11 protein-coding genes are annotated in these 15,973 nt (G+C 72.6%); 7 read left to right on the top strand and 4 right to left on the bottom strand.

Annotated elements, in window-relative coordinates:
- Positions 1 to 79 precede the first annotated feature (79 nt).
- A complete protein-coding gene (locus OG371_RS43960) occupies positions 80 to 1,975 on the top strand; it encodes a Xaa-Pro dipeptidyl-peptidase (RefSeq protein ID WP_329063146.1) in 1,896 nt (631 codons plus the stop codon).
- A 70-nt stretch (positions 1,976 to 2,045) separates the two neighbouring features.
- Here the strand turns inward: OG371_RS43960 and OG371_RS43955 are convergent, their stop codons facing one another.
- From OG371_RS43955 to OG371_RS43945, 3 genes are read right to left on the bottom strand one after another with little or no spacing between them, the layout of a single operon-like run.
- Positions 2,046 to 3,242: a cation:proton antiporter gene (locus tag OG371_RS43955; RefSeq protein WP_329063143.1), complete on the bottom strand. Its 1,197-nt coding sequence runs from the start codon at positions 3,240 to 3,242 to the stop codon at positions 2,046 to 2,048.
- Positions 3,242 to 3,724, bottom strand: a complete 483-nt coding sequence (locus OG371_RS43950; RefSeq protein WP_329063141.1) for a cation:proton antiporter regulatory subunit — start codon at positions 3,722 to 3,724, stop codon at positions 3,242 to 3,244. Before OG371_RS43950 ends, OG371_RS43955 begins: the two co-directional genes overlap by 1 nt.
- A gap of 35 nt (positions 3,725 to 3,759) precedes the next feature.
- Positions 3,760 to 4,128, bottom strand: a complete 369-nt coding sequence (locus tag OG371_RS43945) for a DUF4267 domain-containing protein (protein WP_329063139.1) — start codon at positions 4,126 to 4,128, stop codon at positions 3,760 to 3,762.
- A gap of 187 nt (positions 4,129 to 4,315) precedes the next feature.
- Here OG371_RS43945 and cmk point away from each other — a divergent pair, with 187 nt between their 5' ends.
- From cmk to OG371_RS43915, 6 genes are all read left to right on the top strand, one after another.
- Positions 4,316 to 5,116 carry a (d)CMP kinase gene (cmk, locus tag OG371_RS43940; RefSeq protein ID WP_329073423.1) on the top strand — a complete coding sequence of 267 codons (801 nt, stop codon included), beginning with the start codon at positions 4,316 to 4,318 and terminating at the stop codon, positions 5,114 to 5,116.
- On the top strand, positions 5,113 to 5,772 hold the full coding sequence (locus tag OG371_RS43935; protein WP_329063136.1) for a lysophospholipid acyltransferase family protein: 660 nt from the start codon (positions 5,113 to 5,115) through the stop codon (positions 5,770 to 5,772). The genes cmk and OG371_RS43935 overlap by 4 nt, the downstream gene beginning before the upstream one ends.
- 15 nt (positions 5,773 to 5,787) lie before the next feature.
- On the top strand, positions 5,788 to 7,314 hold the full coding sequence (gene der / locus OG371_RS43930; RefSeq protein WP_329063133.1) for a ribosome biogenesis GTPase Der: 1,527 nt from the start codon (positions 5,788 to 5,790) through the stop codon (positions 7,312 to 7,314).
- 275 nt (positions 7,315 to 7,589) lie between these two features.
- On the top strand, positions 7,590 to 11,480 hold the full coding sequence (locus OG371_RS43925; protein ID WP_329063131.1) for a Pls/PosA family non-ribosomal peptide synthetase: 3,891 nt from the start codon (positions 7,590 to 7,592) through the stop codon (positions 11,478 to 11,480).
- An 82-nt stretch (positions 11,481 to 11,562) separates the two neighbouring features.
- The gene (locus OG371_RS43920) at positions 11,563 to 12,966 is read left to right on the top strand and encodes a M1 family metallopeptidase (RefSeq protein ID WP_329063130.1); all 1,404 of its coding nucleotides are present in this window, start codon (positions 11,563 to 11,565) and stop codon (positions 12,964 to 12,966) included.
- A gap of 57 nt (positions 12,967 to 13,023) precedes the next feature.
- Positions 13,024 to 14,211, top strand: a complete 1,188-nt coding sequence (locus OG371_RS43915) for a peptidylprolyl isomerase (protein WP_329063128.1) — start codon at positions 13,024 to 13,026, stop codon at positions 14,209 to 14,211.
- A gap of 4 nt (positions 14,212 to 14,215) precedes the next feature.
- On the opposite strand, the gene OG371_RS43910 is transcribed toward OG371_RS43915, so the two are convergent.
- A complete protein-coding gene (locus tag OG371_RS43910; RefSeq protein ID WP_329063126.1) occupies positions 14,216 to 15,967 on the bottom strand; it encodes an FAD-dependent oxidoreductase in 1,752 nt (583 codons plus the stop codon).
- Positions 15,968 to 15,973: the final 6 nt, after the last annotated feature.

Raw genomic sequence — 15,973 nt, 5'->3', positions numbered from 1 at the left:
GACCCCACTTTCCGCTCTAACGCCCGCACGGCGGCCCTCCTAGCTTGATCGCATCCGAGACGGCTTGGAGGGCTATTTCATGCGTGTGCTCAGAGGGCTCTGCGCCGCGGTCGTCGTCGCCGCGGCGCTCGTGGTCCCGGTTCCGGCGGCCTCGGCCGCCACCGGCACCGACCCCGTGTACGACTTCGCCGGTGCCGTCCGCGAGACCGTGTGGGTGGACATCGGGCGCGACGGGGACGGCGATGGCAAGCCGGACCGCGTCGCCGCCGACATCGTGCGCCCGAAGGAGCCTGCCGCGCAGGGCACCAAGATCCCCGTGATCATGGACGCGAGCCCGTACTACTCCTCGGTCGGGCGCGGCAACGAGAGCGAGTTCAAGACCTACGACGCGCAGGGCCGCCCGGTCGGTTTCCCGCTGTACTACGACAATTACTTCGTGCCGCGCGGGTACGCGGTCGTGCTCGTGGACCTCGCGGGCACCAACCGCTCCACCGGGTGCGTGGACGTCGGCGGGACCTCCGACGTCCAGTCCGCCAAGACGGTGATCGACTGGCTGAACGGGCGAGCCACCGGCTACAGCGCGAAATCCGGCGGCAGCAAGGTAACCGCCGACTGGACCAACGGCAGCGTCGGCATGATCGGCAAGTCCTACGACGGCACGATCGCGAACGGCGTGGCCGCCACCGGCGTCGACGGGCTGAAGACCATCGTGCCGATCTCCGGGATCAGCTCCTGGTACGACTACTACCGCTCCGACGGCGCGTCGTTCGGCTACGGCCCGGACGGGCTCGCGCAGACCGTGGAAGCCCGCAACGGCGGGCAGGACTGCTCGGCGGAGAACAGCAAGCTCGCGCAGGGCGCCACCGCGAACGGGGACTACGGCCCGCTCTGGGCCGAGCGCGATTACGTGAAGCAGGCGAAGAACGTGAAGGCCAGCGTGTTCCTCTCGCACGGGGTGAACGACCTGAACGTCAGGACCATCAACTTCGGCCAGTGGTGGGACGCGCTCGCGGCCAACGGGGTGCAGCGCAAGATCTGGCTCGCGCAGACCGGGCACGTCGACCCGTTCGACTACCGGCGCGCGGAGTGGGTGGACACGCTGCACCAGTGGTTCGACCACTACCTGATGGGCATCGACAACGGCATCGAGAAGCAGCCGATGGCCACCGTCGAGCGCCAGCCGGACCAGTGGGCCGACCAGTCTTCGTACCCGGCGGCCGGGGTCGCGGCGACGACGCTGCGTCCGCACTCGGGCAGCACGGCGGGCGTGGGCACGCTGAGCACGTCCGCGAGTTCGGGCACCGCTTCGTTCACCGACAACGTCAGGGGGACCGAGGACGCGTGGGCCGGGAGCCCGGCGGCCACGTCGGCGAATCGCGTGCTCTACAGCACCGGCACGCTCTCGTCGCCGTTGCAGGTTTCGGGCACCTCGTCGATCACCGTGACGGCGACGCCGAGCACGTCGTCGGCGCGGCTTTCGGCGATGCTCGTGGACTACGGCTCCGCCACCATCCGCAATTACGCGGGCGCCGGCGAAGGCATCAAGACCGGCTCCAGCGAGACGTGCTGGGGCTCGAACGCGCCGGGTGACGACGCCTGTTACAAGGTGACCACCGCCGACACCACGAACGTCGGCTACACCGTGATCAGCCGCGGCTGGGCGGATCTGGCGAACTACCAGTCGCTGAGCCAGGAGCAGCCGCTGACGCCGGGCCAGCCGTACACGATGACGTTCCGGCTGGCGAGCACCGACCACGTGGTGCCGCAGGGGCACCAGCTGGCGCTGATCATCGGCGGCACCGACACCGACGTCATCACCGGCCCGTCGAAGGCGCCGAAGCTGACGATCGACCTGGCGAAGACCTCGGTGCAGGTGCCGTTGGTGGGCACCCCGCCGGCTTCGCCGCGGACGGCACCGGCGCCCGTCGGTCCGCTCGCCCACGTCGAGGGCCGGGCACCGCTCGACCTCCGCTGACGTGAGATCCGGTCAAGGACTCCTTACCCGCGTCCCACGCCGGTAAGGAGTCCTTGCCGGACAGCGGGTGTCAGTTGCTCGTCGCCGGGGAGGTCTTGGCGGACGTGCGTTTCCGTTGCAGCGCCTTGGCCACCGGCTCGACGATCCGGGCCGCGGTCGGGCCGAGGATCGCCATCAGCAGGACGTACGCCGTGGCCAGCGCGGCCAGTTCGCCGTCGACCGCGCCCGTCGTCACGGCCAGGCCGGCGATGACGATCGAGAACTCGCCCCGGGCCACCAGCGCGGCCCCGGCGCGGGCCCGGCCGAGCTTCCCGATGCCCTGCCTCCGCGCGGCCCACCAGCCGGTGGCGACCTTGGTCAGCGTGGTCACCACGGCGAGCACCACCGCCCAGCCGAGCACCGGCGGGATCGACGCCGGGTTCGTGTTCAGGCCGAACACCACGAAGAACACCGCGGCGAACAGGTCCCGCAGCGGCTCGAGCAGCCGGGTCGCGTTGTGCGCCGTCGAGCCGGAAACCGCGATGCCGAGCAGGAACGCGCCGACCGCCGCCGAGACCTGCATCGCCGAGGCCAGCCCGGCCACCAGCAGGGCCGCGCCGAGGATCTTGAGCAGGAACACCTCGCGGTCCTCGCTGTCCACCAGCGCGGAGACGTACCGGCCGAACTTCAGCGCGATCACCAGCACCACGGTGATCACCAGCAGCGAGATGCCGACCGCCTCGAGCCCGCCGAGGAAGCTCACCCCGCCCAGGATCGCGGTCAGGATCGGCAGGTAGAGCGCCATCACCAGGTCCTCGAACACCAGGATGGACAGCACCACCGGGGTCTCGCGGTTGCCGAGCCGGCCGAGGTCGCCCAGCACCTTCGCGATGATCCCGGACGAGGAGATGTAGGTGACCCCGCCCATCACGATCGCGCCGATCGGGCCCCAGCCCAGCAGCAGCGCGACCGCGGCACCGGGCGCCGCGTTCAGCACGATGTCGAGCAGGCCCGCGGTCCAGGAGCTGCGCAGCCCGGTGAACAGCTCGGCCGCCGAGTACTCCAGCCCCAGCAGCAGGAGCAGCAGCACCACGCCGATCTCGCTGGCCAGGTGGGTGAAGTCGCCGATGTCGGTGAGCGGGATCAGCCCGCCGGAGCCGAAGCACAGGCCGCCGATCAGGTAGAGCGGGATGGGGGAGAGGCCGATCCGGCCGGCGAGCCGGCCGAGCGCGCCGAGGCCGAAGAAGACCGCTCCGAGTTCGATCAGGGACAGGGCGGTGTGATCCATCAGCCGTGCTTGAGGATCTTGGCGGCGGCTTCCAGTCCCTCGGAAGTCCCGACCGCGACCAGCAGGTCGCCCGCGGTGAAGGTGAAGTCCGGCGTCGGCGAAGGGTGCACCTGGCCCGCCCGCATCACCGCGACCACCGAAACGCTGGTGCGCGTACGCATCGCGGTGTCCCCGAGCGTCCGGCCGTCGAACGGGCTGGACGAGGTGATCGGCAGCTGCCTGGTGTTGATCCCCGGCAGCTCGCGGTGCTCCTCGTTGAGCTGCGCGACCAGCTGCGGCGCGCCGAGCAGGTTGGCCAGCGCGCCCGCCTCGTCCGCGGTCAGCGGCAGCGAGGCGAGGCAGGCGTCCGGGTCTTCGGACTTCGAGACGATCAGCTCGATCTGACCGTCCCGCTGGGTCACGACGCCGATCCGGCGGCCGTTGCGGGTGGCGAAGTCCTTGCGGACACCGATTCCGGGCAGGGGGGTGACTTCGACGTTCACCCTGTCACGGTAACCCATTGTCCGTTTCGTACGGCTCAGCCGAGCATCAGCAGCAGGGTGGTCACGACCATCACCGCGGCGGTCAGCCCGTGGACGCCGAACGCCACGGCGCGCTTTCCCTTGTGCCGCAAGATGATCAGCATGTCGCCGACCGGGATGAAGACCTCGGCGAGCAGGACCCAGCCGACCACGTGCGGGCCGCCCGCCAGCATGGCCGCGCCCACCACGAGCCCGGTCCCGAGGTCGCGCACGCCCTTGATCTGGAAGAACGCCGGGGTGCCGGTCGGGATCGTGGCCAGGCCGAAGCCTCTGGCCGTCTTCTCCGGTGCGAACAGGTAGCTGAGGCCAACGTAGATGATCCCGAGCCCGACGAGGCCGGCGAGCACGTAAGCGGTGACGAGCATGGTGATTCCTCCGGATATCTAGCATTGCTAGCGACGGTGCCGACGCTAACTTAGCGACGCTAGTTTGTCTAGCACTCCTAGGTGAGCCACCTGACCGGCCGGGACGGGCGGCGGGCAGAATGAAGGGCGACCGGACGGTGAGCAGGACGACGCGAGGAGAGCATCGGTGACGGGAGCCCTACGTGGTGTGGTGGCGCTGGACGGCCCGTCGGGAACCGGCAAGACCACGGTCGCGCGCAAGCTCGCCGCCCGGCTCGGCGCGGGTTACCTCGACACCGGCGCGATGTACCGCATCGTGACGCTCGCGGTGCTGCGGGCCGGGGACGACCCGGCCGACTCCGACGCCGTCGGCCACCGCGCGCACGAAGCCGACTTCACCATCGGCACCACCCCCGACCACCCGGAGCTGCGGCTGGCCGGCGAGGACGTCGCCGCCGACATCCGCGGGCCCGAGGTCACACAGGCGGTTTCGGCCGTCTCGGCGGTGCCGCAGGTACGGGAGCTGCTCGTTTCGCGCCAGCGCCGGATCATCGCCGACGTGCTCGCCGAGACCGGCGGCATCGTGGTGGAGGGCCGGGACATCGGCACGGTCGTCGCGCCCGAGTCGCCGCTGAAGGTGTACCTCACCGCCTCCGCCGACGTCCGCGCCGCGCGCCGCAGCGGCCAGGACAGCGCCGCCGGGCGGCAGTCCTCGGTCGAGGCCGCGCGCGAGTCCGTGGAGCGCCGCGACCACCTCGACTCGACGCGCGCGACGTCGCCGCTGCGCGCGGCCGAGGACGCGGTGCCGGTCGACACCTCGGAGCTGACCATCGACCAGGTGATCGTGGCGCTGGCCGAACTGGCCTGCCGCCGCGGCCTCCTCGACGGCTGCGCGGCCGAGGCCGAAAGCGCCTCTGTGACCGAGAATGCCGCTGGGGCAAGCGAAACTGCCAGGACCACCGAAGCCGCCGGGGCCCCCGAGGTCAACGGGGCCGAGGTCGCGCGGTGACCGCGAGCGCTCTCCCCGAGGGCGCGATCGGCCTCCTGCACGACGCGGGCCGCGTCTTCGCCCGGTACCATCTGCGGTCGGCGTTCCGGATCCGCGTGCACGGCCGGGAGCGGATGCCCGCCACCGGGCCGGTGGTGGTGGTCGCCAACCACAGCTCCATGATCGAGCCGCAGCTGATCTTCGGAATGCTGCCGCGGCGCTCGGCGTTCCTGGTCAAGGACGAGATGTTCAAGGGCGCCGCCGGGCGGTTCCTGCGGGCGATCGGCCAGATCCCGGTCAAGCGCGGCGAGATCGACCGCAAGCCGCTGATGACCGCGGTCGGCGTGCTGAAGGCGGGCGGCGTCGTCGGGATCTTCCCGGAGGGCACCCGCGGGTCCGGTGACGTGGCCGCGGCCGAGCGCGGCGCCGCGTGGCTGGTGCGCTCGGGAGGTGCGACGGTGCTGCCGGTCGCGACTCGCGGGACGCTCAAGCCCGCGGACGGCAAGCGGCGCTGGCGCCCGCGCGTGGACATCCTCGTGGGGGAGCCGTTCACGCCGAAGGTGGGGCCCGGCCGCACCGGGCTCGACCAGGGCACCGAGGAGCTCCGCGGGGAGCTCGCGGCGCTCGTGCAGACTTTGGACGATTGGCGGGCCGAGAACCGAATCGGCTCGCCGTAGGTGAAGTGGGAAACGATGACAGAGTTTGATGCCGCCTCCGCGGGAGGAAAAACGTCGACGGGCTTTGAACCCGCCCCGGCGGATGCGGAACTCGACGGCGTCGGCGAGATCGACGGCACCTGGTCCGACGAGACCGAGTTCGCCGCGCTCGACGCGCAGATCGAGGCGGGCGAGGCGGCCGACGAGGCGAACCTCGCCCAGCCGGTGCTGGCCGTGGTGGGCCGCCCCAACGTGGGCAAGTCCACTTTGGTCAACCGGATCCTCGGCCGCCGCGAGGCCGTGGTGCAGGACGTGCCGGGCGTGACGCGCGACCGCGTGGCCTACGACGCCTACTGGGGCGGGCGGCGCTTCACGCTGCTCGACACCGGCGGCTGGGAGCCCGACGCCACCGGCCTGCAGGCCGCGGTGGCCGCGCAGGCCGAGCTGGCGATGGCGGCCGCCGACGCGGTGCTGCTGGTGATCGACGCCTCGGTGGGCGCCACTGCGACCGACGAGGCTGTCTCGCGGGTGCTGCGGCGCTCCAAGAAGCCGGTGCTGCTGGCCGCGAACAAGGTCGACGACGACCGGCTGCTGGCCGACACCGCCTCGCTGTGGTCGCTGGGCCTCGGCGAGCCGCACCCGGTCAGCGCGCTGCACGGGCGCAGCTCGGGCGACCTGCTCGACGCGATCGTGAAGGCACTGCCCTCGGCCCCGCGCGAGGGCGAGCGGGCCACCGCCGGGCCCCGGCGCGTGGCGCTGGTCGGCAAGCCGAACGTCGGCAAATCCAGCCTGCTCAACAAGCTCTCGGGCGAGCAGCGCTCGGTGGTCGACTCGGTCGCCGGCACCACCGTCGACCCGGTCGACTCGCTGGTCGAGCTGGACGGCGAGACCTGGCGGTTCGTCGACACCGCCGGCCTGCGCAAGCGGGTCAACTCCGCCAACGGCGCCGAGTACTACGCCTCGTTGCGCACCAAGACCGCGATCGACGCGGCCGAGGTCGCGATCGTCATGCTGGACGCCGCCGAGCCACTGTCCGAACAGGACTTGCGGGTGCTCACCATGGTGGTCGAGGCCGGCCGCGCGTGTGTGCTGGCGTTCAACAAGTGGGACCTGGTGGACGAGGACCGCCGGCACGCCATGGTGCGCGAGCTCGACCGCGGCCTGGTGCGGGTGCCGTGGGCGGAGAAGGTGAACATCTCCGCGCTCACCGGGCGCTCGGTGCGCAAGCTCGCGCCGGCGCTGCGGCAGTCGCTCAAGTCCTGGGACCAGCGGGTGCCCACCGGCCAGCTGAACGGCTGGCTGGCCGACCTGATCGCCGCGACCCCGCCGCCAGTGCGCAGCGGCAAGCAGCCGAAGGTGCTCTTCGCGACGCAGGCCGGCATCCGGCCGCCGACGCTGGTGCTGTTCACCACCGGCTTCCTCGAGGCCGGCTACCGCCGGTTCATCGAGCGCAAGTTCCGCGAGCGGTTCGGTTTCGAGGGCAGCCCCGTCCGGGTGAACGTGCGAGTGCGCGAGAAGAAGGCGCGCCCGAAGGCCGGCGGCAAGGCGAGCAAGACCCGCTGAGGTTTTTCACCGGGCCCGCCGGGGGTTCCACCACCTCCGGCGGGCCGACTTTCCCAGGTCAGGCGCCGGTGATGTCCGACACTCAACCGTGACCCTTGCGCTACCTGGGCTTCATGTTGACGTAAGGTGGACGGCTGTACCCGGGCGCCTCATTCGGAGAGCCAGCCCGAATGAAGCTCGCGGAAGGTGAGTGTGATGGGCTTGCGCGCCCTCGATTCGATCCTGCACGTCTCCCGTTCGAAACGGGTCCCCGTTCGACCGGCCGAGGGCACGCTGTGACCCTCACGGCCGACCACGACAGCGCCTTGGCCGCCGTCGCGGAGCTTCCCCTCGCGTTCGTCGCCCCGCCCGCCCTGTTCCGCTCCGGGCCCGGCGCCGCCGAGCGCACCCTGCTCGACGTACTGGCCGCCACGGCCGCCGAGCACCCCAACGCCCCCGCCGTCGACGACGGCACCACCACGCTGAGCTACCGCCGGCTGCTCGAAGAGGTCGAGGTCTACGCCGGCCGCCTGCGCGGGCACAGCGTCGGCCTGGGCGACCGGGTCGGCATCCGCGTCTCGTCCGGCACCGCCGAGCTGTACATCGCGATCCTCGCCACCCTGTCCGTCGGCGCCGCCTATGTGCCGGTCGACGCGGACGACCCCGAGGAGCGCGCCGAGCTGGTCTTCGGCGAGGCGGGTGTCGCCGCCGTCGCGACCGACGGCGTCATCACCGTGCACGGCACCCCCGGCGGCCGGGACGGTCGGCCGGGACCGGCCGACGACGCCTGGATCATCTTCACCTCCGGCTCCACCGGCAAGCCCAAGGGCGTCGCGGTCACGCACGCCTCGGCCGCCGCGTTCGTCGACGCCGAGGCCCGGCTGTTCCTCGCCGACGAGCCGATCGGCCCCGGCGACCGCGTGCTCGCGGGCCTGAGCGTCGCGTTCGACGCCTCCTGCGAAGAGATGTGGCTCGCCTGGCGGCACGGCGCCTGCCTGGTGCCGGCCCCGCGCGCGCTCGTGCGCACCGGCGTGGACCTCGGCCCGTGGCTGGTCACGCAGGGCATCACCGTCGTGTCCACGGTGCCGACGCTGGCCGCGCTGTGGCCCGCGGACGCGCTGGAAGACGTCCGCCTGCTCATCTTCGGCGGCGAAGCCTGCCCGCCGGAGCTGGCCGAGCGCGTGGCCGTCGAGGGCCGCGAGGTGTGGAACACCTACGGCCCCACCGAGGCCACCGTCGTCGCCTGCGCCGCGCAGATGACCGGCGAGGGACCCGTGCGCATCGGCCTGCCGCTGGCCGGCTGGCAGCTCGCCGTGGTCGACGACCAGGGCGAGCCGGTCGCCATGGGCGAGACCGGCGAGCTGGTCATCGGCGGCGTCGGCCTGGCCCGCTACCTCGACGTGGAGAAGGACGCGGAGAAGTTCGCGCCGCTGCCCTCGCTCGGCTGGGAGCGCGCCTACCGCAGTGGCGACATGGTCCGCGCCGAGCCCGAGGGCCTGCTGTTCCTCGGCCGGCTCGACGAGCAGGTCAAGCTCGGCGGCCGCCGGATCGAGCTGGGCGAGGTCGACTCCGCGCTCCAGTCGCTGCCCGGCGTCCAGGGCGCGGCCGCCGCGGTCCGCCGCACCAAGGCGGGCAACCAGGTGCTGGTCGGCTACGTCGTGCCGGCCGCCGGCACCGAGCTGGACCTCGACGACGCCGCCACCCAGCTGCGCGGGCAGCTGCCCGCCGCGCTGGTGCCGCTGCTCGCCGTGGTCGAAGACCTGCCGACCCGGACCTCGGGCAAGGTGGACCGCGCCGCGCTGCCGTGGCCGCTGTCCACTGTGGACGCCGGCGCGGCCGGGCTGTCCGCCACCGAGGCGTGGCTGGCCGAAGGCTGGGCCGAAATCCTCGGCGTCTCGGTGCGCACCCCGAAGGCCGACTTCTTCACCCACGGCGGTGGCAGCCTGACCGCCGCGCAGCTGATCGCGCGCATCCGCGCCCGCCACCCCGAGGTGTCGGTCAACGACATCTATCAGTACCCGAAGCTCGGCGCGCTGGCCACGCACCTCGACGCGTTGAGTGGCCAGGAGACCGAGCGCCGCGAGATCGCGCCGACCCCGCGCCGGGCCGGGGTGATCCAGACCCTGCTGATGGTCCCGCTGATGGGGCTGGCCGGGCTGCGCTGGGCGAGCCTGGCCGCCGCGGCGTCGAACGTGCTGGCGCTGCTCGGCTTCGGCTGGGCGCCGACGCTGAACTGGGCCTGGCTGGTGCTGGCCTGGCTGGTGCTGTTCAGCCCGGCCGGGCGCATCGCGATCGCCGCGGGCGGGGCCCGGGTGCTGTTGTCCGGCGTCCGCCCCGGCACCTACCCGCGCGGCGGCAGTGTCCACTTGCGACTGTGGACGGCCGAGAAGCTCGCCGAGTTCAGCGGCGCGGACAGCGTCGCCGGCGCCTCGTGGATGACCACGTACGCCAAGGCGCTCGGCGCGCGCATCTCGCGTGACGTCGACCTGCACTCGCCGCCGCCGGTCACCGGCTTCCTCAAGCTGGGCCGCGGTGCCGCCGTGGAGCCCGAGGTGGACCTGACCGGCCACTGGGTCGACGGCGACCTGGTGCACATCGGCAAGATCCGGATCGGCGCGGAGGCGCGGATCGGCGCGCGCAGCACGCTGTTCCCGGGCGCCCGCGTCGGCAAGGGCGCGGAGATCGCGGCCGGTTCGACCGTCCGCGGCGCCGTGCCCGGCGGCCAGCACTGGGCCGGCTCGCCCGCGGCGCGGACCACGAAAGACGCGCTGAAGTGGCCATCGAGCCGCCCGCCGCGCTCCCGTTTCTGGTCGGCCGTCTACGGCGCGACCTCCGTGGTGCTCGGCCTGCTGCCGGGCCTGGCCGGACTGGCCGGCGTCGCGGTGCTCGGTTACGCCATCGCGGGCACCACGACCCCGGGCGCCGCGCTCACGCAGGCGCTGGTGTTCGTCCCGGTCGCCACGGTCGCGTACTTCCTCGCGTACGCGCTGCTCGTGCTGATCGGCGTGCGCGTGCTGAGCATCGGCATGGTCGAGGGCTACCACCCCGTGCACGGCCGCGTCGCCTGGCGGGTCTGGGCCACCGAGCGGCTGATGGGCATGGCCCGCGAGGGGCTGTTCCCCTTGTACGCCAGCCTGTTCACGCCGGTGTGGCTGCGGCTGCTCGGCGCGAAGGTGGGCCGCAACGTCGAGGCGTCCACCGTGCTCGCGCTGCCGAAGATGACCAAGGTGGACAGCGGCGCGTTCCTGGCCGACGACACCATGGTCGCGACCTACGAGCTGGGCCACGGCTGGCTGCACGTGGCCCCGGCGCGGATCGGCAAGCAGGCCTTCCTGGGCAACTCCGGGATGACCGCGCCGGGCCGTTCGGTGCCGAAGCGCGGCCTGGTGGGCGTGCTGTCCTCGACGCCGCTGAAGGCGAAGAAGGGCTCTTCGTACCTCGGCATGCCGCCGCTGCCCGTCCGCCGGGCGATCGGCGACGCCGACACCAGCCGCACGTACACGCCGGCGCTGCACCTCAAGGCCGCGCGCGCGTTCGTGGAGCTGTGCCGGATCGTGCCGGTGATGTGCGCGGTCGCGCTGACCGTGGCCGTCGCCGCCGGTCTGCTGACGCTCGCTTCGCTGTTCGGTTTCGCCGTGGCCGCGCTGCTCGCCGGCCCGGTGCTGCTGGCGGCCGGGATCGTCGCCGCGCTCACCGCGACCGCGATGAAGTGGCTGCTGGTCGGGAAGTTCCGGGCGATCGAACACCCGTTGTGGAGCTCCTTCGTCTGGCGCAACGAGCTGGCCGACACCTTCGTCGAGGCGCTCGCGGTGCCGTGGCTGATCGGGTCGGTCGGCGGCACGCCGCTGCTGCCCGCGTGGCTGCGCACGATGGGCGTGAAGATCGGCCGCGGGGTGTGGCTGGAGACGTACTGGCTGCCGGAGTCGGACCTGGTCCGCCTCGGCGACGGCGCGACGATCAACCGCGGCTGCGTCGTGCAGACGCACCTGTTCCACGACCGGATCATGAGCATGTCGCCGGTGACGCTGGACGAGGGCGCCACCCTCGGCCCGCACGGCATCGTGCTGCCGGGCGCGAGCATCGGCGCGCGCACCACCGTCGGCCCGGGCTCGCTGGTGACCCGCGGCGACGCGGTGCCCGCGGACGGGCGCTGGCTCGGCAACCCGATCTCGGCCTGGCGCCGGTGAGCCGACGAGCGTTGCGGGCGGGCCGGATCCGCGCGATGCTTGAGCCAGACGATCACGTACGGGAAAGCGGGGTTCGGCGCGGGTGAGTTCGAAGCCAGCCACCCCCGCTCCCGGCGCGGAGATTTCCGGCGACTCCTACATCCCTGCCCACGGCAACGGCGGTTACCGGGTCCGGCACTACGACCTGGACCTCGACTACCGCATCGGGCCCAACCGGCTGACCGGTACCGCGGTGCTCACCTGCGTTGCCACGCAGGCGCTTTCGCGGCTCTCGCTGGACCTCGGCGAGTTCCGCGTCTCGCGGGTGCTGGTCGACGGCAAGCCGGCCAAGTTCACCCGGCGCGGGCTGAAACTCCAGGTCCGGCCGGCGAAGTCGGTGCCGGTGGACACGGAGTTCCGGGTCGAGGTGCGCTACGTCGGCAACCCGACACCGGTGGCCAGCCGGTGGGGTGACATCGGCTGGGACGAGCTGACCGACGGCGCGCTGGTGGCCAGCCAGCCCGTCGGCGCGCCGTCGTGGTTCCCGTGCAACGACCAGCCTTCGGACAAGGCCGCGTACCGGGTCGCGGTGAGCACGTCTTCGCCGTACCTGGTCGCGGTGACCGGTGACCTCGTTTCGCGCTACAACGCGGCGAGCACCACGAAGTGGGTGTACGAGCGCAACGAGCCGACGGCCGCGTACCTGATGAGCGTCCAGATCGGGCGCTACGACGACGTCGAGCTGGTCGCGGGCCCGGACGCCGGCTGGTTCGCGCACTCGCAGGTGCGCGCCTTCGTCGGCTTCGGCAAGAACAAGACGCCGGTGCCGGTGGTGCCGCAGCGCGCCGCCGTGCCGCCGCGGCTGCGCCGGCAGTTCGCCCGCGACTTCGGCCGCCAGGACCGGATGATGGAGACGCTGCAGCGGATCTTCGGGCCCTACCCGTTCGGCGAGTACGTCGTGGTCGTCACCGACGACGACCTGGACGACCCGATCGAGGCCCAGGGCATGGCGATCTTCGGCGCCAACCACGTCGACGGGCGGCGCACTTACGAACGCCTCGTCGTGCACGAGCTGGCCCACCAGTGGTTCGGCAACAGCCTGACTGTGGCGGACTGGCGCCACATCTGGCTCAACGAGGGCTTCGCGACGTACGCCGAGTGGCTGTGGTCCGAGGAGTCCGGCGGCGAGCCGGCGCGCTCACTGGCCCGCACCTGGCACACCCGTCTGAAGGCCAAGCCGGCCGACGTCCGGATCAGTGACCCCGGCGTGGCCCGCATGTTCGACGAGCGCGTGTACAAACGCGGCGGCCTCACCCTGCACGCCCTGCGCGCGGAGATCGGCGACCCGGCGTTTTTCGCGCTGGTGAAGGCCTGGGCGGTGGAATACCGGCACGGCACGGTGACCACGGAAGCCTTTGTCGCGCTGGCGGAAACGTACGCGGGGCGTTCGCTGAGCGCGTTCTTCACCACCTGGCTCGACACTCCCGCGCTGCCGCCCCTGCCCTGAGCCACGGCGGGGCCCGCCGGGTGCAGAATGACCGCACCGAGGTGAGGAGAGTGCCCGATGACGTGGCCGGAGCAACCGGGGGACCAGCCAGGCGCACAGCCGCCGCGGGAACCGGCGTCGGGCGGGATCTCCGGCGGGGTGCCGCCGGTTTCGCCGGGGGAACAGCCTTCGGCTAACGCACAGCCGGGAGCCGGGGCGGGGTGGCAGCCGCCGGTCGGTCAGCCGCAGCCGGGGACTGGCGCGGGGTGGCAGCAGCCGTCGCCGCGGAGCGCGCAGGGCTGGCAGCAAGGCGGCTCGCCGGGTTGGCAGCAACAGCCGCAGCCGGGCAGTCCGCAGGGCTGGCAGCAACAGCCGCAAGGGTGGCCGCAGCAGCCGGGCTGGCCGCCGCCGCAGCCACCGTCGCGGAAGAACACCGGGCTGATCGTCGGGGTGGTCGCCGCGGTCGTGGTGCTGGTGGCCGCGTTTGCCGTGACCGGGTTCGTCACGCCCGGGTTCCTGCTGCCGTCGCGGAACGGCAGCGGGACGGCTGTGGACGGTGGTGCGCCCGCGACCTCGCCGTCGGAGCCACCGCCGGGGACTGGGCTGCCAGGCGCGCCGCCGCCGAGCGGCAACGTCACCATCCCGACCACGCGCACCCCCGAGCCGCATCGGGCCACGCCGCTGCCGGACCCGTCGACCTGCAGTTTCCCGGCCGACCCGAACGGGCCCGGCCCCAAACCGGCCACCCGCCCCGTGGACGGCCCGCAGCCGGCCAGTGGCACGGTCGGCGTCACGCTTCGCACGACGGCCGGCGACATCGTCCTTTCGCTCGACCGCGCGCTGGCGCCGTGCACGGTGGCGAGCTTCGTGAGCCTGGCGAACCAGGGCTTCTACACCGGCACCAAATGCCACCGGCTCGGCGTCACGGACCTGCAGATGCTGCAGTGCGGCGACCCGGCCGGCGACGGCACGGGCGGCCCCGGCTACACGGTGCCCGACGAGTTCTTCCCGGGCCTGGCCTACGGCCGCGGCCTGATCGCCCTGGCCAACACCGGCCGGCCGGGCACGGGCGGCAGCCAGTTCTTCATGATGTTCGGTAACACCCCGATCCCACCGACTTACACCGTGTTCGGCAGCATCTCCGACGGCGGGCTGGCCGTGCTGGACAAGGTGGCCCAAGGCGGCGTCGCGAGCGCCGGCTCCGCAGGCGACGACACCGGGCCGCCGCGGATCCCGGTCGTGTTCAACGCGGTCACTGTCGGCTGAATCCTCAGCTGGTCCGGTCCAGCACCGAACGCAGCGCGGTCAGCAGCGCCGCGGCTGCGGTCTGGCCGTCCGCGGCCGGGTGCCGCCAGGCGATGTAGCCGTCCGGTCGGACGAGCAGGGCGCCGGCCTCGTCGAGGGCGCTGACGCGGGTCCAGTCGCCGTACGAGTCGCGGGCGCCGGGCGTGCCGACGGTGACCACGCGCAGGTCCAGGCCCAGCTCGGCCGCCGCCTTCGCCGCCGCTTCGGGCCAGGCCGTGCCGGACAGTCCGGTGAGGACAGTCCACCGGCCGCCGCCGACGAGGTCCAAAGTGGACACCCGACGGCCGTCGGCGTCGACCAGCCACACATGCGGCAGCTTCGCACCCGGCAGGGTGGTGGGGCGGTGGAACAGTTCGGCGTCGGCTTCGCGGTCCGGCTCCGGGCCGTCCGGGACCACCGCGTCCGAGACGTAACGCTGGTCCAGCTCCACGCCGTGCGCGTTGAACTCGTAGTGCTTGAGTTCGATCGCCTTCTCCAGCAGCCGCCTCCGCCGGGCGCCTTCGGCGTCGGGCGCGACGCAGGCGGCCAGGCCTGAGGTGATGCCGTCCGCGTCGGTGTCGCCGGTGATGCCGAGGGTTTCGAAGATCGGGCCGAACTGCTCGCGGCTCAGGTTCGCGCGGTCGACCACCTGACGGCCGACCGGCGCGCGCTCGGCCGTGTAACTGGACAGCAGGCCTTCGCCGGCCTCGCCGCGCACGACCATGGCGAGCTTCCAGGCCAGGTTGTACGCGTCCTGCACGGAGGTGTTGGAGCCGAGCCCGTTGGACGGCGGGTGCCGGTGCACCGCGTCGCCCGCGCAGAACACGCGGCCGCGGGAGTACTCGGTGGCGTAGTTGTGGTTGACCGTCCACAGTGAAGTCGAGGTGATCTCGACGGCGAGGCTCTCGTCGCCGACCAGGTCGCGCACCAGCCGCGTGGCCTCGGCGACGTCGACCTCCGGCGGCGGCTGCTCGATGTCGTAGCCCCAGGTGAGCAGCCATTCACGCCACGGCCGCACCATCCGGACCAGGCCCATGCCGATCCCGCCGAGGTGCGCCCCGGGCCGCATCACCCAGTACAGCACGCTCGGCCGGTGCGCGACGTACCGGGAAAGGTCCGCGGTGAACGTGATGTTCATGCTGCCGGCCTTGCCGGTCTGCCCCGCGATCGGCAGGCCGGCCTGCTCGGCGACGCGGCTGCGCGCGCCGTCCGCGCCGATCAGGTACCGGGCCCGCAGGGTGAACTCGTCGCCGCGCACGCGGTCGCGCAGCCGGGCGGTGACCCCGTCGGCGTCCTGGGTGAAGTCCAGGAATTCCGTGTCCAGCCTCAGTTTCGCGCCGCGCGCGGCGGCGTTCGTGGCGAGGATCGGCTCCAGGTAGGTCTGCGGCAGGTCGATCATGTGGCACGGGCTGGCGGCGGTGTACTCCGCGGCCGACCGGTCGCCGGTGCCCCAGCTGGCGATCCGGCCGATCTCGGCGCCGGCCAGCGAGGTGCACAGCACGGTGTCGCCCATCAGCTCCGGCGGGGTGCCCTGCGCCAGCGCCTCCTCCTCGACGCCGAGATCGCGCAGCACCTCCATCGCGCGCTGGTTGGTGATGTGCGCCCGGGGCGTGTTGGCCGTCCAGCCGTACTTGGTCGCGAGCACGGTGCGCACGCCGTAGGTGGCGAGCGCCAGCGCCGCGGTGCCGCCGGCGGGGCCGCTGCCGATCACGAGGACGTCGGTGTCGAAGTGCGTCATGGCGGA

Source organism: Amycolatopsis sp. NBC_01480, assembly GCF_036227205.1.
GTDB lineage: Bacteria > Actinomycetota > Actinomycetes > Mycobacteriales > Pseudonocardiaceae > Amycolatopsis.
The sequence above is the reverse complement of the archived record's forward strand: the minus strand, read 5'-3'. Positions and strand labels throughout refer to the sequence as shown.